Source organism: Sphingobacterium sp. UME9, assembly GCF_014170215.1.
Classification (GTDB): domain Bacteria; phylum Bacteroidota; class Bacteroidia; order Sphingobacteriales; family Sphingobacteriaceae; genus Sphingobacterium; species Sphingobacterium paramultivorum.
Genome location: NZ_LZZP01000013.1, coordinates 994,152 through 1,015,592, shown reverse-complemented (window position 1 = coordinate 1,015,592; position 21,441 = coordinate 994,152). Strand labels below are relative to the sequence as shown.

Below are 21,441 nucleotides of genomic sequence, written 5' to 3'. Positions count from 1 at the left end.
CCTTAACACTTATCAATGATTAAGATAAGTTTCATTTCACCTGATCAGCAAGACGTTGCCTTAAGATACGTTCACGATCAGCATCCCAATACTTGCAGTCCAGTTCTATAAACAAGGAACTGTAGGGTAGAGTTGACTCGGTCTTCAGTACGACAACACCAAAAAGCTGTGCTACTTTATCCATTTTCGCAAATACTTCTTCGTGCATCAGCGGGGTTAATTTTATGTTCGGAAGTAATTTCTTTAGACTCTCCTGATATGCTTTTAAGCCTGGCGCGATGGTTTCATCTAAGTATCCAAGCTCCTTATCTTGGTAAAAAACAGGTCTTATATGTGTTTGCTTATCGAGTAGTCGCAATGCGGTATCCAATACCTCAGGCATCTTTCTTCCCGTATTAATAATCAGCATATTTTTGGTAGCAGGAGCGGGATAGGCCTTATCAACAATCAATATCCAATTGCGGTGACCTAACAAAGGTAATTGCTGCGAAAATAAATCCTTCCAGTCTGGTTTTAACGGCGGATCACCCAAATGACGTGGCGATGATTCACAAGCGACCATCACAGCAAACATCATGAAAAGAAGCAAATTATTTATCCATTTTTTCATAGCCATTGTATTGTTAGTGTATCTCCATTTTTTAGCATGACTTGCTTCTTAAAACTAAGGATCAGACGCCCATCGGTGCGTTTCAGCTCAACCAGTTCAATCGACCTTTCATTTTGCTTTACAATGAGTTGTTTTTTATTGAGCGATAGGTCATCCGCATCACCTAGATGAAATTCATTGAGCATCAATTGAGCATATTTCAAGGTCAGTGTACACTGACATACCCCTTTAGTTTTTCGCTTCTGGGCATATGTCCCCCATCCTTTTGCTGTTGTGAAAGGCGCCTTGAAATCTGCTTTTCCTAACTTAGGGGCAAATCCAATCTGCCCTTTCGGCCCATGATAACTAAAACCGCAGGCGCTGATAAAGGTTCCATAACTTGCCATGGCACGTGCATAATGATCGCTGCATTCAATCTCATTAAAAGGATTTCTCTTGGCAGCATGATGGCGATCGTGGATCACCCTTGTCAATGTTAAACTTTCGTCAACCATACCTTCAGCCATCATATGTGCTGCGACCTGATGTTCAAAGCCACTCATGCATTCATGGAAATAACCTAATTGCCAGGTCGTATTGTCCCCATAAGCCTTGTCTTCATTCTTTGGATTAGTGTTCATAACCATGCCCCCCTCCCCAGCCAAGGCATAAGGCCTTCCGCCAAGATGTGTTTTTATATAGGGACCAACATCCATAGTAAAGTTATATTTCCAGAGTGCTTTCAATGCAGACACAACATTCTCCTGACGATTGACCCCCGGCATGTCCACTTGTCTGCACCAGGCCTGACCATAAACCTGGTCAATATGACAGGTATTATAAGAGCCTAGCATCTTTCGCCCCTGCAGCATATCGGGACGATGAATATAATACTCTCCATTAAAGAGTTTGCTATCCATATTTTCAGATCCCTTCCTAACGTATTCCAAACACGATTTTTGAAAGGTTTTATCACCTACTTCCTTCGCCATCAATGCAGCAGCCTGTATTGCTGCGAGACATAACCCGACAATCCAGGCAATTTCACCTTCCCAGACCGCATCGAGTGTATTTTCCATTGGCGTATCGGTCATACCATCCTTGTTTTTATCCTGATCAAGAAAAAATTGAACTGCCTTCTTAAGTTTAGGCCAGTTTCGCTTAAGGAATTCGCTATCGCTGCTCATCTGATGATCGCGATAGAAGCGTAGAATAACACCAGCCTGCCCATCAATAGCTGGTCTTTTTTCATATTCAGCACGAAAGATGATGGCACCGGTATCAGACTGAAAGCCAACACCTAAATCCGTCACTTCACGTAAATTACGTTCAAGATCCGGAAATATCCTGCCCATGGACTGCCCATATTGCCAAACGTGCGTACAGGTACCGGCACATGCCCCTACTCCTTCCCAGCCCCAAAATCTTCCCGAAGCAAAACGCATGGTGTTTGCTGTGGCCAGTGTGCCTATATTGACAAAAGTGCGGTCCATAAACCAGTAAGGCAGTGTTGTATCATTCCAGGTTTGCTGCCATGCCATGGTTTCGCTCTCGAGTTTTTCACGATTGTTCAAATAATAATTGATTACTTCGGCCGCATTATTAAACCTGGCACCATACCAATAACCTGATTGCGCATCCTTGAGGTGAAGTTTCAGTTTAGGGTGTGGATTGTTAAAATACCAAGATATTGCATAAGAAATTTGGCTTGTCGCCTTCGCTTTTATTGTCCGTTTTACCGTAAAGGCACCTACTTGCAAATCCGAAAAATCGACGGTCGAATCCACCCTATCCGCCTTTACCTCCTGCGGTTTTACAGGCCATTCCTGTAACCTCGTCGTGGGTTGCGCTTCGATATCAATACAGGTAAAAGCCATTGATCCATGGTCGCCAGCTTCCATGGCTTGAGTAGGAACCTGATCGCAACTAAAAAGCAACACTTGAGTATCGGCATGTTCCGCGAGGAAAGAGCGTTTGTTTACAGTATCAAAATCTTTCCGCCCTTTATGTACACCATTTTCCATCCAGCCCGTAACCGTTACATCGACTGGCGCGCCGCCCTTGTTCTGCAATTCGATATGTATTGTGGTAAGTGGCAACGAAGAATTGTCCTGATCTAAAGGAATAAATGGCGAATAGGCGACCAACACCACATCCAATGGAAAATCGATACTGCTATAGGTTATTCGACATGTTGGATATGTTGCTTCAAATGTAACTTCATCCCAGTGGTTTTCCCTAAGCTCCTTGATAACCTGCTTTCCATCGACTAAGGTCGAAATCGCAAAGCCCTGTTCCATAGTCCGCAGGTTGTCTGCTATAGCAGGCTCAATATAAGCAGATCCATCCCTCGGCCGCACAGTGCCAATTCTTTTCCATTGTTCCATTGTACATTTTTGGGCTCTATCCCCTCACGCTCACCATCATAATCCGTATTAAATATCTGCCACAACCATAGCCGACCATCACCTCCTATATAGACCGTACCCGAATGTAAACCACCCACAGGCATTCCAATGTACCGAAGCTCATTTTTACTTTTTCGATAAGTAATTTTTTTACCCTTTTCATACAGCGAATCAAACCATTGCTCGCTGAGACTTTTTTCCTCTGGAATGTTGTGAACAGGTTTATCCCAGGCAAATACGGTATTTGACCATACAGGAAATTTGCTGACCAATACGCCCAGGCCAACTAAACTGGCTTTCTTAAAAAAACTTCTTCTATCCATTCGTTTATAATTTATTGCCGTCCCGAATTTAGCGGAAGGAACTATTGGTTTGTCTACACAAGATATTGAAATATCCTTGATATCCAGCAATAAACATCTTCACAACAAATGGTTAATCAATAAAAAAGTTAAAGCCGCCTGATGTAGCAAAATCAGAGCGGCTCAGCTTACAGCACAGGAAAGTCTGTAAAGGTTACCTACCAGTGGATCTATTCGCTTAAAACAAACGCACTTTAAATCCCAGTTGATACTGGTCAATATGCGCATCCCAGTTGTCTACAATTTTATTATTCTTTTTGAACTGTCGGTATCTAAAATACAGCGCGCCAAGGTCTATCCCTAATGCGTAACCTATCCGTGTACGACTGTTGAATGCTGGTGTTCCATCATTGAGCTTATAAGCGTCGTCATTGAGCAACATATTAAGGTCTAGACCGCCCAGGATGGAAAATTTTCTTGTAAAATTAACTTTAAGGTACACCGGAGTGTTGAGATATTTCAGCGAACGGGTCCCTTTAGACAAACCTCCGGAAAGGGAAGCTGTGTTGTCATTAACACGTATTCTGGTTAAATTATAACTAGGTTCAACTTGAATATCCATTTTGCTATTAAGCCCAAATATCAAATCTCCCCCCAATTGATATCCCATTCTATTGGCGCCAAATGCATTCCCACTTGCACGCGAAATATTACCACCAACCCGAAGTCCAAACCCCATTTGTCCGTAACATGCGGTCTTGAAACCGAACAATCCCACGATCAAAAAACAAACTAGTGTACAATGCTTCAACTTTAATCGATCTATCTTTATCATTTTTACCATAAAACACACCATTACATTAGACCAATAACTGTTTTCCTGTAATTTGCAACTTCACAAAATAGGCTATATTATTTTTCTTTATACTTTCCTTCAATATTCGCGCTTCCTTCGTAAAGTACCTGTGGGTTCGCAAGAAGGCAAGGGTCAGTGCACACCAGATACGTTCATCGACCACCTGATTTTTTCTATAATTTACTTCCAGATACATCCTTTGATTAAGGTCAACAAAACTTTTACTCCCCAAATGAAATGAGACCGCATCCACAACTATTTCCTCCAGCAGATTTTCTGGCTTTTTCGAGGGCCTTGTTGCAAAAATGCACATTTCAACTTTTTTGATTACGGACTCTCCAACCAAATGTTCCTGTAAAAAACACCTTGCTGCAGATACGCTCCTCTGACGGGTTCCTTTTACCCCTTCAAATAGATAACCTATATCCTGAAAATAAGCGGCACAATTTACGACGAATTTATCTTCGACCGTCAAGCTATACTTTTCACTCAGGATAACTACCGCATTTACAATATCACGAACCCTATCAATCGTGTGAAAACACAGTTGTGGATTGTGGTTCTCGCGGTAACTCTGCACTAAAAAAAGATCTGCCTGCTGAAGTAAGTTTGTGTAATCCATTTAAACAAAACTAAAATTCCGTAAAAAATAGATTTAACATATTATACCAAAGGGGCTATTTTTTATACCAAAGGGCTCTTAAACAAAAAAGGCCAGGTAATCATACCTCGCCTTTATCCTTAAATTTTCCTTTTTCTATCAATTATCCCAAGCACCAAATCGCTTTAGATGGTTAATTGCTGTTATTTATGACATTATTTGATCGTTACAGCAAAAGCATATTCATCGGGAGGAAGACATTGTGAAGCGTCACAAGCTTGCCATTCCACTGTACCTTTTACTGTTGCAGTTCCTTTGTTGAGCGAAACTTTTTGCTGAAAGATCACTTCATTTGTAAAGTATCCTACATCCATTTTGAAAACCTCTTCGTGTTTAATCTTTGGTTTTGGTTCAGCAGTCTTACCTACCAACGCATAGTCAGCGGCTTTACTGAAATTGAAAGATGTTGGAATTGGTCCTCCATCTTTTACATTTTGAGAGTAAATGTGCCAACCATCTTGAATGGTAGCCTTCACGTAAACCATAGCTTCCTTGTTGTTCAATTTTTTGCTGGCCACAGTCCATTTTACAGGTTTATGGATCTGAGCGAATGCGCCCGAAACGGCGAACATAACCACGGTCACTAACAATAAAATCTTTTTCATGTTTGTATCAATTTTTCAGTTTATTATTTCATCGGCAGCACATTTCATACAGTATTTTTTCTGTAAAACACCACTTAAATGCTTACAACAATATTCGCTATAAACAGAATAAAACACAATATGATCACAATAAAACAATAAATTTTATCAAAAAAAACTAATTAAACCATATTTTTTACACTTTTATAGGCTCAGTTTTTTCAATTCCAGTAATATATTCAAAAAAGGCTATCAGACTAAAACAAAGGGAATTGTCAAACATTGTCTGTTGTGAGCTTGTGAACGCGTTCTGCTCTACAACTCCATCCTGAGCGAATCAATTTTACATAATTATCTGTATCTTATGCATGATTCACATTTATGCCATGGCTATACCAACCACAAAAGACGAACTCCTTCAAGCTATCCGTACAAATTACAGTAATCTTGTCTGTGAACTTTCCGATATTCCAATCGGTCAAACTAATCTTCTTATACTCCAGGGTCATGCTAAAGGAACAGTAATGAGTATAAATAATCTAATTTCCTATTTAATTGGCTGGGGTGAGCTGGTTCTCAAATGGAATAAGAAAAGTGAAGATGACAAAGAGGTTGATTTTCCGGAGACTGGTTTTAAATGGAATGAACTAGGCAAACTGGCTCAAAAATTTTATCAGGATTATGCCGACCTCGATTTTACGACTTTGTGCGCAAAACTAGATCAAACTGTTTTAACAATTATGGAACTCCTCGAGCAAAAAACAAACATGCAGCTTTATGGTGTAACCTGGTATGGAAAATGGACCTTAGGCAGAATGATTCAATTTAACACCGCTTCACCTTATCAAAATGCAGTCGGGAGAATCCGTAAGTGGAAAAAAGAAAAAAAATAGTAAACCATAGCTGGATAAATATTGTTATTCAATAAACACATATAATCATTACTATGGGAAATCTATTATATACTATCGCTGTTATTTTGGTCCTGATATGGGCAATCAGTTTTTTTGGCGGATTTGTTGGCGGAGGGCTAATTCATATTCTTTTGGTTATCGCTATCATTGCAGTGCTTCTGCGTGTAATTAAAGGGAACGCGTGAAGACTGTAAGCAGTTTATTGATTACGATAAAAAGCTCCTCATTTTAACGCTGAGGAGCTTGTATTTGCTGTAAATTCTTCAGTTAATAAACTTAAATATTCAGATCTCCTTCTTTACCTATATCTTCCGTTTCACCTGTTAGTCTACCTTTTAGCATCTTAAACAGGTTGACAATCATATTGGAGTCTGAATCCCAATAATGAGCATCTTTAGGCGTAACACGCAACAATCGGATATTGGGATCCTCCTTACCTTTCTCAAACCATCCTTCCATCATTTTGTTCCAGTAACGATCTATCCTTTCCTGATCTCGCGAAAGACTCGCTTTACCATTTATACTTAGAAAGGTGTAGTGTTTTGGGTCCGCATAAAATAAGGAAGCTTTTGGGTTCTGTGCAATATTCTTAAAGGTATCGCTCTCAGCAGAACAAATAAACCAAATATCTCCATCTTCGTCTACTTCTTGTCTACTCATTGGAACCCCATGTGGGTACTCCGATTCAGCTGGGAATGAACAGACTGTTCCCACATCGATTTGATCTACAATTGCTTTAAGCTTATCTAAAGCTTCTTTGTTATTTAAATTATTCTCTGCCATAATATGTCGTTTATTAAGGAACAGTATCCTGTAGAAAATCGTTTATTTTTTCAGCAAATTCAGGCTATCTTGGGTAGTGAAAGGGGAAAAGTACGAATAAAAAAAGGCAAATCAAGTAATTTTACGCATCCTTAATACTAATAATATTAGTAATTTTACATCAAAATAGTAGAAAATAAATCATGTTTGGTTTTGATGATAAATTGCAAATATTAGCTGATGCCGCTAAGTATGACGTAAGTTGCAGCTCAAGCGGAAGTAAACGAAAAAATAGTGGTGGTATAGGTGATTCATCGACTAGTGGCATTTGTCATACCTACACCGAAGATGGTCGCTGCGTCTCCCTGCTAAAAATTTTAATGACCAATTATTGCATCTACGACTGTTCATTTTGTGTGAGCCGACGAAGCAATGACGTACAACGGGCAGCATTTTCGGTAAAGGAAATTGTCGAATTGACCATGAACTTCTACCGTCGTAATTATATTGAGGGTCTTTTTTTAAGTTCGGGTATTTTCAAATCTGCCGACTATACCATGGAACGCTTAATGTTGGTCGTCAAGAAACTTCGGACGGAAGAACGGTTTCATGGTTATATCCATCTAAAGGCCATTCCGGGTGCGAGTGAATCGTTACTAAAAGAAGCAGGTCTATATGTTGACCGGATGAGTGTGAACCTCGAAATTCCCACTGAGGAGGGACTCAAGCTGGTTGCTCCCGAAAAGGATCATCAATCCGTTCGCGAGCCTCTAGCGATTATTAAAAATGAAATCCTCAACCTTCGGCAGGATCGAAAAAAAGAGAAGAAAACACCCTTGTTTGTACCAGCAGGCCAAAGTACACAGCTGGTTATTGGAGCAACTCCAGAGAGCGACCTACAGATTATGCAGGCCGCCAATACATTCTATAAAGATTACGATCTCAAACGGGTTTATTATTCGGGCTATATTCCCATCAACGCGACCGATTCCAACCTTCCCCAAATTGGGACATCACCACCTCTTGTACGTGAAAACAGACTTTATCAGACGGATTGGCTACTTCGGTTTTATGGTTTTTCGCTTCATGAAATACTCAACAGCACGCATCAACATCTCGATCTAGAAATAGACCCTAAGCTTGCTTGGGCGCTACGCAACCCACAATTCTTTCCCATCGACATCAACAGCGCTACGTATGAGTGGATTATCCGAATCCCCGGTATTGGCAGGCAATCCGCAAACAAAATTGTACAGTCGCGCAAATATGGAAAATTAAAGGAATATCAACTTCGAAAAATAGGAATTGCCTATAATCGCGCCAAATATTTTATGGTTTGCCAAGATACATGCATAGCAGGAGGCTTCCATTATCCCGAAAAAATCAGAAAGTCTATTCTTGAAAGTAACCCGCGTACACTGGTCACGGCTTCCAATACACAGCTAACACTTTTCTAATGGACTATATTTTTGACGGAAGTTATTCCGGATACCTCTGTTGTGTATTTGAAGCCTTTGAACGGAAAGAATTTGATAGCATTCCCACAACAGAAAAGTCTATGGAAATTAATATTTTTTCGGAGAAGCGACAGGTTCATACTGATGTAAAAAAAGCCATGCGCATTTTAGTGGGAATGGAAAAGATACTCGGAGCACAAGAAACAAAAATTTTTTATCATAACTTTTTGTCCGATAATCAATCTGAATGGCTCAATGGATTTCGGTTGATCATCGAACTTTTTCGAAGGGGAAAATTGGATATACGCAATTATGGATACCCACCTGTACTCCGTATCCATCAGACGATCAAAAAGATCAGCCGCGAACGACACCGCATGAAAGCTTTTATCCGATTTGTCAAGTCTAACGATAATCTCTACACAGCCATCGTTGAACCCGATTTCAATGTGATTCCCCTGGTTGTAGACTTCTTTAAAAACCGATTTGCCGACCAGTGCTGGTTAATTTATGATATACGGCGAAACTATGGCTTCCATTATGATCGCAAAAATATCTTGGAGGTATCCAACAACAATACACATGAGGTTCAAGATCCATATCAGCTAGAAGTGGATCTCGATCCTCAAGAAAAAGATTATCAGCATCTCTGGAAGACTTATTTTAAGAATACCTCTATTGAATCACGCAAAAACCTGAAGCTTCACTTAAGACATGTTCCCAAACGTTACTGGAAATATCTCGTCGAAAAACAATAAGTCCCTAATTAGTGAAAATCCTATTTCATATCATTATTTTGATCCGCCAAACAGCTTGCTCACCAACCAAATGACAATAGCGACTACGACAACAACCAATAAGATGCCCGACCATACACCAGCTTTAAATATACCTTCAATTGCTGCACAGCTCGACACGAGCACCAATAAACTCGACATGAGCGCAAATGGAATTATCTTTTTCATAAATACCTGTTTTAATTATTAATTGGAAGTATGACAATACTGGCCTTGAAAATGTTTTACAGCAATGACGTTCATGTACTTTTTACATCTCACTGCGGATACGTCCGATACGTTCACTGCATTAAATACTTGAGCAGTCCGTATTTTTTTTCACAAAGTGAATGCGCTACGTTATTTACACCCTAAAAATACGGTTAACTGGCCAAGGGAAGCTTTTGGGTACAGCATTTGATTCTGTTTACCCAAATAGCAAAATAGAATTTAAACAATAATTGACTAAAGATATGGACACTATACACCAAAAAGCACAAAAAATAGGATTGGAAAAAGGTTATTATCTATTATTAATGGCTATATTGGATTTACCTGTTGATGGTAAGAAAAAATCAGAAAAGAAAAAATAAGGTTGGTTCACCAAGATATACAGCGGAAATCCAGCGCGGTCTCAATAGTATTTGATACTCCCCTATTAAGGAATAGGGGAGTATTTTATTAAGAACCCCGTTTTTAATACCCTTCGTTCTGTTTAAAATCCTTCGTCACATCCATGACACTTTGTGGAATCGGAAACAAACGCCTAAACGGTTGTGTTACCGGTTTGGCACTATAAGGCAGATCATACTTTCCGAAACGTATCATTTGTGGGCGGCGAAGCAGCTCCCAGTACGTTTCAAAAGCAATTTCACGGTAAAGATCGCCCGCATTTAAAGAGGAAATTGTCTTCCCAGGTTCACTTCCATAGAGTGACTCCCTCGTGCGTGATGAACGTAATTTATTAATATCATTGAGCGCCAAATTCACTTCTCCTTTTCTGAAATAAGCTTCAGCACGCATTGTGTAAATTGCACCAAGGCGCACCAATGGAATATCGACATTACTTGAGCCATTGCCGTCTCCGGGATCGTATTCATATTTAAAAACCCGAACACCACGATTGATTTGATCTTGCTTAAAGACAGCCTGTTTGGGATCGTCAAAATTGAGTTCTGGAGTAAATACCATCTTTGTACCAGCGCTTTTCTCCATAGACAATTGCGATACCTTAATACGTCCGTCTGCGGTCATTTCAAAAGCCCCATTTGCAGTCAGCTTTGGCCCATACTGTTGGCCTTCAATAATACCGCGGTTAAAATGAAACCACATCAGATTTGTACCCGGTACAATATCTGTCGATGGAACACTTTGCTCCCTATCATTATAAAACCAAGTACCGTCGCCATATTGATATTTTCTTGAGAAACGTGGATCATCATGATTTCCATTCCATGTGGCATAAAATTCAGGTGTGATACAGGCTGCATTGGTACCACGATTTACCGGAGTAGGCCGCTGGTTACGTTCAACGCAGACATAAGCAAAAGAATTGGATCCATTTCTGATCTTATCGATTTTCTGTGTAATTACCCAGATTAGCTCTGGGCCTTTCTCATTTTTAATGGAAAAGCTATTAAAATAGTTGCTTTCCAAACGGAATTTTGAAGAATTGATCAGCAGTGAAGAATAATAGATGACCCTATCCATATCTGTTCCATCACCAGAGGCAGCTTTCTCGGTAAATTCATAGGTATTTGCCATCCTGTTTTTAAAAACAGCGCGATTGAGATACATCTGTGTTAATAAACCATAGGCTGCTTCTTTGGTAAATCGACCATTGTGGGTGGATTGATCACCCAATGAAGCCAAATCAGGAAGTAAGCTCTCGACTTCTACAATCAGTTCATCAATAGTGGAGGCCGCCTTTTTTATTTCCAAGGGTGCCCGTTCATTCAAAGGGTCTCTATAAGGAACCTGACCATACAAATCCAGAACCGTATACATATAGAATGCCAGTAGTCCTTTGGATTCTGCAAGAAAGAGCTTTTTTTGTGGGATATTTGACTCAGTCACAGCTTTAACCGCCGTCATTGCTCGTGTGATTCCATTGGTTAACATATTCCAATTGTCGGTGACAATGGCATTATCTGGTGTCCAGGTAAATTCATGCATCGAACGCCATTTACCGCCATCCCCCCAATCGCTTCCACGGGTTGCCAAAATAGCTTCATCAGTGGTATATTGCTGGAGGGCAAAAACACCACCGTGATCAACAAAAGTTCCTTTTCCCAGACGATCATAAGCCGCGGCCAATGCGCCTTCGGGATTTGAAGCATCGTCACCAAGAACCTCATCGAGTACCTGCTCATCCAACTTTGTACAACTACCTAAAAGCAACATAAAGGATAGGCAGAGGATATATTTATTTAAAAAAATCTTTTTCATCACTAAAATTTAATCGTTGCACCAAATAAAAATGTCTTCGCCGAAGGATAGGCCGTATAATCAACCCCCAGCGACTGGTTGCCGTTACTTACACGCGGACTGTTGATTAACGGATCATATCCCGAATATTTTGTTACCGTCCATAGGTTCTGTCCCGTTACGTACAATCCAACGGATTGAACCCATTTCTTGCTGACCAAAGGTATCGTATAGCCTAAACGAACAGAATTAAGACGAATAAAATCAGACTTTTCGAGGTAAAGCGTTGAAATCTGTGGGTTATTGGAAGGACTGATATTGGGCGCATAATACTTATTGGACACGTTTCTATCCGATGCCAGATTATTAATATTCAAGGCATTCATCGCCATATTATTAAAATTATAACCGCCCAACTGTCCAATAAATGAAAAAGAAAAATCAAATGCCTTATAGTACATTTGGCTGTTCAGACCGTAGGTAAATTTAGGTAAAGCCCCTTCGATAATTCGACGCTGGTCACTATATTGGTAATTACCTTTATCATCTACTCCTTCATAATCCCATAAATAAAAGGAGCCAGCAGCATATCCGCTCTTATAAATATTGACGTTCACACCAGATTGCCCCGGTCCTGCAATAGCGCCAGAAAGAATTTCGGATACTGGCAAATCTTGGATCTTATTTTGCAGTGTAGCGCCATTGACATCCACTGTCCAGCTAAATCCTTCCTTATTGATCAACTTTGATCCGAGTAAAAACTCAAATCCTTTATTCACCAATTTACCATCGATATTGACCCAAATATCGGCCGTAGGGCTCAATACCTGCGAAGGGATATTTAATATTGCATCTGTGGTGGTTTTATTGTAGTATTCCAATGTTCCGTACATTTTACCTTTCCACAAATCAAAATCAACACCGAAGTTTGTTTGCGTGACAACCTCCCATTTTAAATTTGGATTGGGTGTACGATTGACAGATACGCCGTTGACCAGTGCAAGGTCGTCATTCATGTAATAGCCATTGCCAGCTGCCAAAGAATAGCTCGCTTTGGTGATTTTATTCTGCACTTCTTGATTACCCGTATTCCCCCAACTGGCCCTGAATTTCAAGTCATTCAGCCAATTGGTCTCTTTCAGAAAGTTTTCCTTAGCGATATTCCAGCCCAAGGCAAATGAAGGGAAATAGCCATATTTGTTATTCTTTCCGAATCGGGTCGATCCATCGGCACGCAAAGAAGCTGTCAACAGGTAACGATTGTCATAACTATAGTTTACACGTGTAAAATAGGACTGCAGTTCATTCACCTGAGAAAAACCTGTCGCTGTTGTTGGACGCCCAGCGTAGCCCGGATTATTTTCAGGAAGTACACCTTCCCCCTTATTTGCGATGCCATCAATGGTATAACCATTTCCTCCATTATCAAATTTCTGATAGGAAAATCCCGCTAAAGCTTCAATTTTATGTTTATCGATCAGTTTACTATAATTCAGGTAATGCTCAAGCAAGGTATTTTTCGAATTCTGATTATATTTCATGAATCTTCCTCGTGGATTGAGGTCGGTAATATTGGGGAAAATAGTGGTATTCCGTTCACCCATGGCGCGGTCAATTCCCAAATTGAACTTGTATAGCAGCCCATCGATAATGCGAAAAGAAATATCCAAATTACCCAATGCACGCAGTGTCCGCGTATTATCCCGATAGATATCCAACAGATACATCGGGTTGTAATGCGCATTCATATTAAAATTTGTAAAATTCCCTTTGTCATCAAATACCGAACGGGTGGGATTAGCCATCAAGGTATGTGTAATCAATTGGCCAAATGCCCCCGTATTGTCGCTTGTCGGTACACCAATATCTTTGGTTTCACTAGCCGTAAGGTTAAATCCAACCGTAAGCCTTTTATCATCCAAAAACGATTCGGAAGCATTAACACGAGCAGAAGTTCGTCTAAAATCACTGTTCTGTACAATCCCCTGCTGGTCCATTTGTGCGGCAGACACATAATAATTACCTGTACTACTTGCTTTTGAAAAGGAGAGGGAATTGTTCCTTGTTTTTGCCGTACGATAGACCACATCCTGCCAATCGGTGTTACTACCGTGATCAAAAGCCTTATCTTTTATTGCACTGCGGTATTGTTCGGCAGACATCACATCTACTTTATGAGCCACCGAAGAAAATCCCAGATACGAATCAGCCGTTAGATTAGCCTCCCCCTTCTTGCCTTTTTTTGTCGTAATAATCACCACGCCGTTAGAACCTCTCGCTCCGTAGATTGCCGCTGCTGAAGCATCTTTAAGTACCGTAATGGATTCGATATCGCTTGTATTCAGAAAATTCAGTGGATTTTTAGGTCTACTTGAACCAAAACCGATATCCTGGCCACCAGGGCTCACATTTTCATTGCTTAAGGGTACTCCATCAACAACAAATAGCGGTGTACTGCCACTGCGGATAGAACCTACCCCTCTAATCGTAACATCCACGCCACCACCTGGCTCGCCGCTGTTCCCTACTACACGCACGCCGGGAACTTTACCTTGAATTAGATTATCGGCCGAGATGACCGCACCTTGTCTGAAACTCTTTTCATCCAACTGATTGACAGAACCTGTTAGATCCTGCTTCGTCTGCTTTCCATATCCCACAACGACAACCTCATCCATTGCATTGATAACCGTATCCAATTGAACAGTCAATACATTGTTATTATTGACAGCGACATCTTTAGCCTGATAACCTACGATCGTAAACTGAAGAACAGGGTTTTGGCTTTGTACCTCAATTCGGAAGCTACCATCCGCTTGGGTACTGGTCTTATTGCCCATTCCTTTTTCTGTTACCGTTACAGCAGCAAGCCCCTTACCGTCTACTGATTTGACTATCCCTGTGATCTGCCGTTTCTGAATATTCATCCGAATGTCTTCTGTTTTCGACAAGGCAGCCGTGGTGCGATTCAATACAATATTATTATCTACGCGCTTGTAATCGATCTTGTATCGCTTACAGATGTCTTCCAATACATCGTTAAATGGTACATTTCTATAATTTACATTGACAAGCTTATCTTCCGAAAAGATGGACTCGTTAAAGAAAATATTAACACCACTTTTCTTCTGTAGATCTTTGAGAACTGTAGATAGTTTGGCATTTTTCATGGATAAACTTACCTTTTGCGCGTAAGTCATCGCTCCGACATGCATATTTGCGGCAAATAAGAGCGGCAAAGCAATAGACAATTTCATTGAAATTGGAATTTTAAAGCATACGTTTTCCTTCATCGGGAAAACGCGAGCCCGATTTTTTTTATAAATTTGCATTGGTTGATAAATTAATAATAAGCGACTTGATCTATCAATCTAGGATTTATCCAAAATCCATCAATTAGACAGGAGTGCTTCCAACACTCCTGTTTTTTTCCTGTTACATCACCTCTACCCTCCTTTCCTTCCGCTCAAAGCGGACACCCCCGGCTAGGGCGATTGTTTTCAACAGTTTATCGATATTTTCATATCGGGATATAGAACCCGAAAAGCGAACTTTTTCTAAATTGCCATGATAGCGGATTTCGACGTCATACCAGCGGCTAATTGCCTCCATCACCTCATAGATTGAAGCGTCGTCAAAGGCGAAATTCCCATTTTTCCACGCCATAAAGTAAAAAGGATCAACCACAGCTTTGGTAAATACAGCTTTCTTGATATCGTATCGTGACTGCTCATTGGGTATCAGGAACTTCTCGCCAACTTGGGCTCCCGCATAGGTCAATTTCACCTTTCCTTCAGTAAGGGTAGTAACCACCTGCTGATTATAACTGGAGATATTAAAAGCTGTCCCCAGCACCTCCAACGACTGTCCACCCGTTTTCACGATAAAAGGAACGCGTTTGCCTCCATTCATGACCTTTGTGACCTCAAAGTAAGCTTCACCTTCTAGATCAACCTCCCGAATCTGCGCCCGAAAATTGATGGGGTAGCGAATTTTCGTCATAGCATTGAGCCACACCTGTGTACCATCGGGAAGCACCAATTTGTACTCACCGCCTTTAGGCGTCACTATCGTATTATATACCAATTTATTTTCAGCTTGTCCCTGCGGAAAATGATAGGTAATTTTTCCGTCTTTGGTTTTACGAACAGTAAACGATGTGCGCACGATGGTGGTATCTCCAATGATTTTCTCAAGATCGACAGCAGTTCCATCATCAAATAGGATCTGTGCTGTCTGTCTCCCCGGTACCACAGCCGAATCTTGGCTGGCCAATCTTCTTTCGCCCGTCTGTTTGGAAGGTTGTTGTAAATAAAAATATAGTGAAGCTGCAAAAGCACATAAAAAAATAGAAGCGGCCACTTTAAGCCATAGGCGTCCCTGCCGTCCGACGTTACGGGTATCAGGAATCGCTTTAATTTTTTCACCCGCCTCTATACGGGATAAAATGTGCTGAAATTGTCGCTCTTTGTCGATAGCTGTCTCCTCGACAACATGCTCCCCCTTTTCCCACTGCTCTCCCAAAGCAGCAATAAACTTAGGGTCATTTACCAACTCCCGAATCCGTTTGATCTCCGCCGCATTACAAGAACCTCTTCTATATTTTTTGATCAGTTCGTTGTACTCCTTATTTTCATTCATGCTTTCTTTGCTCTTCTATACTAACTAATCGAACGAAAAAGAAAGATGTACCAATGGAATTGTAAAGTATTTAAAAAATAATAAAAGCGGCATCAACCCTTGGCTGTCCAGGTTACTATTACTTACGTTAAAGGTGCTTTATGTTACAAAAAAAACAGAAAAATCTTGTCCAGACGAAGACGGACAAATTTACTTGCCAGGGCCAGATGATTGCGCACCGTATTTTTGGATAGCCCCACCTGTTCGGCAATATCTTGATAACTATGATCTTCCAGCTTATTAAGACGATAGATACGCTGCTGCTGTTCAGGAAGTTCTCCGATGATTTTTTCCAATTCTTGTTGAAGCTCACGGTAGTCCAGTTGTTGTGCCAAGGCCTGTCCAGCTTCTTCCCAATCCGCATGTTGATCGAGTTCATATTGATCACGCAATACCTTTCGCCTAAATCCAGAAATAGCCATACGTTTGGCAACGCGATATAAAAAGGGATAAATTGATTCCGGAGTGTTTATTTTTTCACGATAACGATGTAACTGCACAAAGGCTTCCTGTGTAATTTCTTCTGCCTCTTCCAACTGACCCGAGAAATATAATGCGCGTGAAAAGATCTGTGGCTGATATTTTTCAAACACACGTCGAAAAGCCTGCTCATTTCCTTGCTGGAAAAGAGTGAACGTATTTATTTCAATAGGCATTTCCTTTAAACTCATCGGTTGTTTCTTATCGTAAAAAAATATGGATAAATAAACGATGTCCATTTAACTTTACTGTTAAGCGAACATAAATTTATCTCAATACTTTTTGGTAATAGAAGATAATTGGTTGAATCTTACTACTAAAATATAAAAAGGAAATGGAAAATACACTTTTATTCTTTTTGTGAAGATCCAGGAAGATGCTACAATGGAAAAATAAAGCCTTTTTCAACTACATGAAAAAGGCTTTTAGTCATATTTACATCAACAATTTTTCCTAAACTCCTCAGGACTCATTCCTTTATTTGCTTTAAAAAATGTACTGAAATATGGTACATTTTCAAAACCAAGTTCAAAGGCAATTTCTTTTACCGTTTTAAAAGTATGATAAAGCAATCGCTCGGCCTCCAATAGTATGCGTCCACGGATAATAGTACCGCAGCTCGTCGATCTTTTTTTTCGACAAATCCGATTAAGATAGTTGATCGATATATTCAATTGCGCTGCATAAAATGACGGATAACGCTGCTGCGCATAATGACTATCAACCAAAGATTCGAAACTTCGGATTTTATCGTCATCTTCCTCCTGCTTTACAGCCACATGATCGACCACGATTTGCCGTCCCAAAATCTGGAGCAGCATGGTTAAGTAGCGGCTCAATACACCGTGAGCACTCAACTTGACTGGATTATAAGCTGTTTCCATCAAACTTACTATATGTAGACAACTGATCATATCTTCTTTTGAGAGCACAAAAGCGTGCTTACATCTACTCCTTAAAAAATGAAAGAAGTTTCTTACGGCAGTGTTCTGCCTTTCCATGAAAAAAGATTCTGTAAATAAGACACTGTATCCTTCTACAGACGAACCTGCCTGAAAACTACACACACAATTTGAATTTATGCTGATTATATCATGGCCAGCTATAATCTGTACGCTGTGATCCGCTACCATAGACAGTTCACCACTCTTGATAAACAAAAGGGTATAAAAAGATCTTAGATGGAGCGTATTTTGATTTGCTTTAGCTTGTAAAAAAGCTGCTATAGGCATAATAACGATTCCCTTCGAAGCGGAATCAATATCTTCTAATTTTAGAAAATCTAGTTTCTCTTTTCGTATTACCATTTCTTCATGATTATTCTGTAAAAAAATATTTGTGGAATAATCAAATGATTGGCGGTCTAAAAATTTCAGGTAGTATACCTCCGAAGGTATCGGAGGCAAAGTCTTTCGGATAGACAGTCTTCACAGCAGGTACTATTGGAGAGCACAGCAAGATTTCCTTCACATACTGCACAAAGACCAATATTTCCATCCCCTTCATTTTGGCGAGCACATTGTTCACATCCTTTTGTTCAACCGTTTTTTCGCTAAGGAAACAGAAGCCTTTACAGCTCACTGCCGGTTCAAAACGATTGACACAGAGATTTTGCTCGATATAGGTGCGATTGCACTCAAATTCAATAAATGCCCACAACAGATTGGTTGCCTGCACACATATTGCCCAAGCCATTGTCATACAAAACCACCATCTACAGCGCTGAGACTTCATTGATCCGATCTATTTTGTTGTGCTATTACGTTCGCGCAAATATTCTAAAATGGCACGTGCATCTTCTTGCTTCAAACCCAAACTAATCATTGGCGAACCATATTCCTTACTAAGTACTTTCGCGTCGGCATCCTTCTCCAGCATGGTTGCCGGATCCAGCATCATGTTCATAATCCACTCCGGGGTACGGCGTTTGATGACAGCGTCCAGCGATGGGCCTACCAATGTGCGATCAAAACTATGGCACATTGCACATTTCGACACAAATAGTTCTACCCCCCTATTTGCAAGCTGCGCATCAAAGGGTTTGTGTTCAAAGGAGGTAATGGTTCCTACACCTTTGGATCCCTCTGTTTTATAATCGAGCATGGCCGCGGGCTCAGCTACGGAAGGTTGCTGGGCACCATCTTCTTTCTTGGCTTTTGTCCCCTCATTTCCGCTACACGCCAGTATAGCTACAAAACCGAAACAGCCCAGGGTTACGTTGATTCTCTTTTTCATTTTTATTGTTTAAGTATATTGGTAAAATAAATTCTGTTTGTATTTTGTATTAAGTGACCTGCACCAGATATTTTATATCATCCTGATTTGATTTTTTGCCCTCTTTCCATAGTTCGACAATGACCTCCCAACGACCAGGCATAGAAAAATTAACAGTGCCTTCATAGTACCCATTACCTGTACTTTCAGCAGCAAAATTTTCCGAAGACCCCGTTTCCGTAGTAGGCCTATTGGTCTTTAGTTTAATGACATAATGATCTAACACCGGAAAATGATGACCATCCATTTTATTCATTAAAAATCGGATCGGATGCTTTCCCTGCTTTACGCTATCAGGCAATAGGCAGGAAATAAATACGCGGCTATCGTCTCTGGTTCCTGAGCTCATTGTTCGCATGGTTGCTGCTGCGGTAACCGGAATCTTAATGGCAAGTGTGTCTTTTATGCGATTGTGACTACGTATAGCATGTAATTGCCAACCCTTTCCCATCTGCGGGATATCTGCCATTATAAAAACCATTGGGCCTCTATACCAGCCTTCGCCGAGCGCGACGGGATGCTCAAAGGGGCCACCATGCTTCATACGTCCCATACTCATTTCTGGATAGAAATCAAGGGATTTGTCATTGATCGGAATTCCCGAAGTATCTCTTAAACGAAGATAAATGGTATGATATTTATTGTTGAGTTTGGCATCCGCATATACGGTATAATTGGTAACATCCCAAACCGTATCCGCTATACGGACCAGATCGGACTCCTTAGGCAGGATAAAATCCGTAGCATTCTTACCGTTCTTTTCTGAATGATCGGCAGTACAGGATGAAGTTGAAAAAGCAACTGAAAACGCGAGTAGCAGTAAGATTACGCCCCCGACAGTCCCGACACGGGAATATAAATTCATATGTATTGATTTAAATCTTTTGAAAATAGACAGTACCTGCCATCAGTCAACATGCCGACAGCCCGTACAAAAAGCAAAATGATTTAAACCAAAGGTGGATGAAAAATAGTAAAGATTGGTCTATAGCTATAGTTTGCCTGATATGCTGGAAGTAAGGTCTCCGCAGCCGCTTCTTCAAAAAAAGCGATATCAAGGTTAAAACATTGCTGATTATTGATAAATACAACGTCGATTATACGAGATTCCAGGTTCTTTTGTTCCTTCTCCTCATGTTCACGCATTTTCTTCATCAAAATACATTGTCCTCTACAGGAAAGTGCTTTTTCGTTGAATCGATTGATACACTCATTCTTAGCGATATAATCTCTGTTAAATTCAAAAAAAGTCCATAGCCATACCGACGAGAAGCTCTGCAGGAGCATCAGCGGCAGTAGAATCCATATCAATTGTTTCGCTTTCATGTATCGCTAGTGCAGCAAATATACTAATTATTGACATACCAGCAACGAACTGCCTCTTTTCAAAACGCCCAAATGTTTTCTAAAACATCAAGAAGTTTTAGTACATTTAGCTCAAAATCACGTGCTTTGAGCAAATGAAGTTTAATCCTCTTTTAGTCATTAAATTATTACTGGGGCTGTTTATCTGCATCGGAATAGCTTTGACCATATTGATGATGGTTCATGACAGTAAAGTTGTGGGAGCTTATGTCGTTTCTGGACTTTTCATATTATTCCCCGGTATTATCCTGTACGGTATGACCGTTGGATTTCGAGTATCCGAGAAAACCATGACACGACAGATCGCCCAACAGGAAAGTGTAACATCTGATCATAAAGGCCTATCCTATCAAATCCCCTTGCTAAAAACAACCCAGTTTATCTCCTGGGAAATTATCGAGACCATTATCTACAGCAACTACCACAGCGACGACCAGGCGCAGTTCAGCTTTTATCTGACACAACCGGCATTTCAAATCGCGTCAGAAAAGCCAGGATGGATAGCGAAAGTTCTCTTACCCTTGATAAAAACAAGTAAAAAGGTCGTTATTTACGAAAATTGCATCAATTTTCGCGAAATCCCGAAAATGCTAGAAAAACATTTTTCCTCCATCAACCCTGTTGACATAAACGAAGTCCATGGAAAAGGAACACTACTGAGCTCAAAGACCACCTTAAGGGAAAATACGGTTCAGATCGAAGAATATTGGAAACCTAATCCAAATTTTGAGCCTGAAAAAGTCATTTATGATCGATACAACCGGACGATTGATGAACTGAAACAATCAAAAAACAGCTAAAATTTGTTTTCCTCGGCAAAATCACCCACGTCATCGTGTAATATTCAACAGGTATTGCTTATTATTTATTACTCCGTTGGTGCATTGGCTTGATGATATTTATGTT

22 protein-coding genes are annotated in these 21,441 nt (G+C 40.4%); 5 read left to right on the top strand and 17 right to left on the bottom strand.

Annotation, left to right across the window (positions count from 1 at the left end; translation table 11 throughout):
• Positions 1–31: 31 nt before the first annotated feature.
• The 6 genes from A9970_RS23345 to A9970_RS23320 all read right to left on the bottom strand — a co-directional run bounded on the left by A9970_RS23345 (position 32) and on the right by A9970_RS23320 (position 5,421).
• Positions 32–610 (bottom strand): RbsD/FucU domain-containing protein, encoded by a 579-nt coding sequence (locus A9970_RS23345; RefSeq protein ID WP_182983932.1) that lies wholly within the window; start codon positions 608–610, stop codon positions 32–34.
• Positions 607–2,976: a GH116 family glycosyl hydrolase gene (locus A9970_RS23340; RefSeq protein WP_182983931.1), complete on the bottom strand. Its 2,370-nt coding sequence runs from the start codon at positions 2,974–2,976 to the stop codon at positions 607–609. Before A9970_RS23340 ends, A9970_RS23345 begins: the two co-directional genes overlap by 4 nt.
• Positions 2,907–3,320 (bottom strand): hypothetical protein, encoded by a 414-nt coding sequence (locus tag A9970_RS23335; protein ID WP_182983930.1) that lies wholly within the window; start codon positions 3,318–3,320, stop codon positions 2,907–2,909. Before A9970_RS23335 ends, A9970_RS23340 begins: the two co-directional genes overlap by 70 nt.
• A gap of 217 nt (positions 3,321–3,537) precedes the next feature.
• Positions 3,538–4,134: an outer membrane beta-barrel protein gene (locus A9970_RS23330; protein WP_172840716.1), complete on the bottom strand. Its 597-nt coding sequence runs from the start codon at positions 4,132–4,134 to the stop codon at positions 3,538–3,540.
• 25 nt (positions 4,135–4,159) lie between these two features.
• On the bottom strand, positions 4,160–4,777 hold the full coding sequence (locus A9970_RS23325; protein WP_075993534.1) for a hypothetical protein: 618 nt from the start codon (positions 4,775–4,777) through the stop codon (positions 4,160–4,162).
• 194 nt (positions 4,778–4,971) lie between these two features.
• Complete coding sequence (locus A9970_RS23320) at positions 4,972–5,421, bottom strand: protein-disulfide reductase DsbD N-terminal domain-containing protein (RefSeq protein ID WP_075993535.1); 450 nt, start codon at positions 5,419–5,421, stop codon at positions 4,972–4,974.
• Positions 5,422–5,768: 347 nt separating this feature from the next.
• Here A9970_RS23320 and A9970_RS23315 point away from each other — a divergent pair, with 347 nt between their 5' ends.
• Both A9970_RS23315 and A9970_RS23310 read left to right on the top strand, forming a co-directional pair.
• The gene (locus tag A9970_RS23315) at positions 5,769–6,293 is read left to right on the top strand and encodes a ClbS/DfsB family four-helix bundle protein (RefSeq protein WP_286734704.1); all 525 of its coding nucleotides are present in this window, start codon (positions 5,769–5,771) and stop codon (positions 6,291–6,293) included.
• A gap of 53 nt (positions 6,294–6,346) precedes the next feature.
• Complete coding sequence (locus A9970_RS23310) at positions 6,347–6,499, top strand: lmo0937 family membrane protein (RefSeq protein ID WP_112376008.1); 153 nt, start codon at positions 6,347–6,349, stop codon at positions 6,497–6,499.
• A 91-nt stretch (positions 6,500–6,590) separates the two neighbouring features.
• On the opposite strand, the gene A9970_RS23305 is transcribed toward A9970_RS23310, so the two are convergent.
• Positions 6,591–7,097, bottom strand: coding sequence for a pyridoxamine 5'-phosphate oxidase family protein (locus tag A9970_RS23305; RefSeq protein ID WP_182983929.1), 507 nt, complete (start codon positions 7,095–7,097; stop codon positions 6,591–6,593).
• Between the two features lie 182 nt (positions 7,098–7,279).
• Here A9970_RS23305 and A9970_RS23300 point away from each other — a divergent pair, with 182 nt between their 5' ends.
• Positions 7,280–8,533, top strand: coding sequence for a putative DNA modification/repair radical SAM protein (locus tag A9970_RS23300; RefSeq protein WP_182983928.1), 1,254 nt, complete (start codon positions 7,280–7,282; stop codon positions 8,531–8,533).
• Positions 8,533–9,291: a TIGR03915 family putative DNA repair protein gene (locus A9970_RS23295; protein ID WP_145327900.1), complete on the top strand. Its 759-nt coding sequence runs from the start codon at positions 8,533–8,535 to the stop codon at positions 9,289–9,291. The genes A9970_RS23300 and A9970_RS23295 overlap by 1 nt, the downstream gene beginning before the upstream one ends.
• A 33-nt stretch (positions 9,292–9,324) precedes the next feature.
• Here A9970_RS23295 and A9970_RS23290 read toward each other — a convergent pair whose 3' ends face one another.
• The 10 genes from A9970_RS23290 to A9970_RS23245 form a co-directional block, all read right to left on the bottom strand.
• Positions 9,325–9,498, bottom strand: a complete 174-nt coding sequence (locus tag A9970_RS23290; protein WP_167512259.1) for a hypothetical protein — start codon at positions 9,496–9,498, stop codon at positions 9,325–9,327.
• Between the two features lie 507 nt (positions 9,499–10,005).
• On the bottom strand, positions 10,006–11,757 hold the full coding sequence (locus A9970_RS23285; RefSeq protein ID WP_182983927.1) for a RagB/SusD family nutrient uptake outer membrane protein: 1,752 nt from the start codon (positions 11,755–11,757) through the stop codon (positions 10,006–10,008).
• Positions 11,758–11,759: 2 nt separating this feature from the next.
• A complete protein-coding gene (locus A9970_RS23280) occupies positions 11,760–14,993 on the bottom strand; it encodes a SusC/RagA family TonB-linked outer membrane protein (RefSeq protein WP_182983926.1) in 3,234 nt (1,077 codons plus the stop codon).
• A gap of 178 nt (positions 14,994–15,171) precedes the next feature.
• A complete protein-coding gene (locus A9970_RS23275; RefSeq protein WP_182983925.1) occupies positions 15,172–16,377 on the bottom strand; it encodes a FecR family protein in 1,206 nt (401 codons plus the stop codon).
• A 143-nt stretch (positions 16,378–16,520) separates the two neighbouring features.
• A complete protein-coding gene (locus A9970_RS23270; RefSeq protein ID WP_159727858.1) occupies positions 16,521–17,087 on the bottom strand; it encodes an RNA polymerase sigma factor in 567 nt (188 codons plus the stop codon).
• Positions 17,088–17,336: 249 nt separating this feature from the next.
• Positions 17,337–18,203, bottom strand: a complete 867-nt coding sequence (locus A9970_RS23265) for a helix-turn-helix domain-containing protein (RefSeq protein ID WP_182983924.1) — start codon at positions 18,201–18,203, stop codon at positions 17,337–17,339.
• Positions 18,204–18,243: 40 nt separating this feature from the next.
• Positions 18,244–18,630 carry a hypothetical protein gene (locus tag A9970_RS23260; protein ID WP_153846218.1) on the bottom strand — a complete coding sequence of 129 codons (387 nt, stop codon included), beginning with the start codon at positions 18,628–18,630 and terminating at the stop codon, positions 18,244–18,246.
• A gap of 9 nt (positions 18,631–18,639) precedes the next feature.
• Positions 18,640–19,131, bottom strand: a complete 492-nt coding sequence (locus tag A9970_RS23255; RefSeq protein WP_182983923.1) for a cytochrome c family protein — start codon at positions 19,129–19,131, stop codon at positions 18,640–18,642.
• Between the two features lie 49 nt (positions 19,132–19,180).
• Positions 19,181–20,035 (bottom strand): FixH family protein, encoded by an 855-nt coding sequence (locus tag A9970_RS23250; protein WP_182983922.1) that lies wholly within the window; start codon positions 20,033–20,035, stop codon positions 19,181–19,183.
• A gap of 83 nt (positions 20,036–20,118) precedes the next feature.
• The gene (locus tag A9970_RS23245; RefSeq protein ID WP_182983921.1) at positions 20,119–20,496 is read right to left on the bottom strand and encodes a hypothetical protein; all 378 of its coding nucleotides are present in this window, start codon (positions 20,494–20,496) and stop codon (positions 20,119–20,121) included.
• A 134-nt stretch (positions 20,497–20,630) separates the two neighbouring features.
• Here A9970_RS23245 and A9970_RS23240 point away from each other — a divergent pair, with 134 nt between their 5' ends.
• Positions 20,631–21,335, top strand: a complete 705-nt coding sequence (locus tag A9970_RS23240) for a hypothetical protein (RefSeq protein WP_182983920.1) — start codon at positions 20,631–20,633, stop codon at positions 21,333–21,335.
• Positions 21,336–21,441 lie beyond the last annotated feature (106 nt).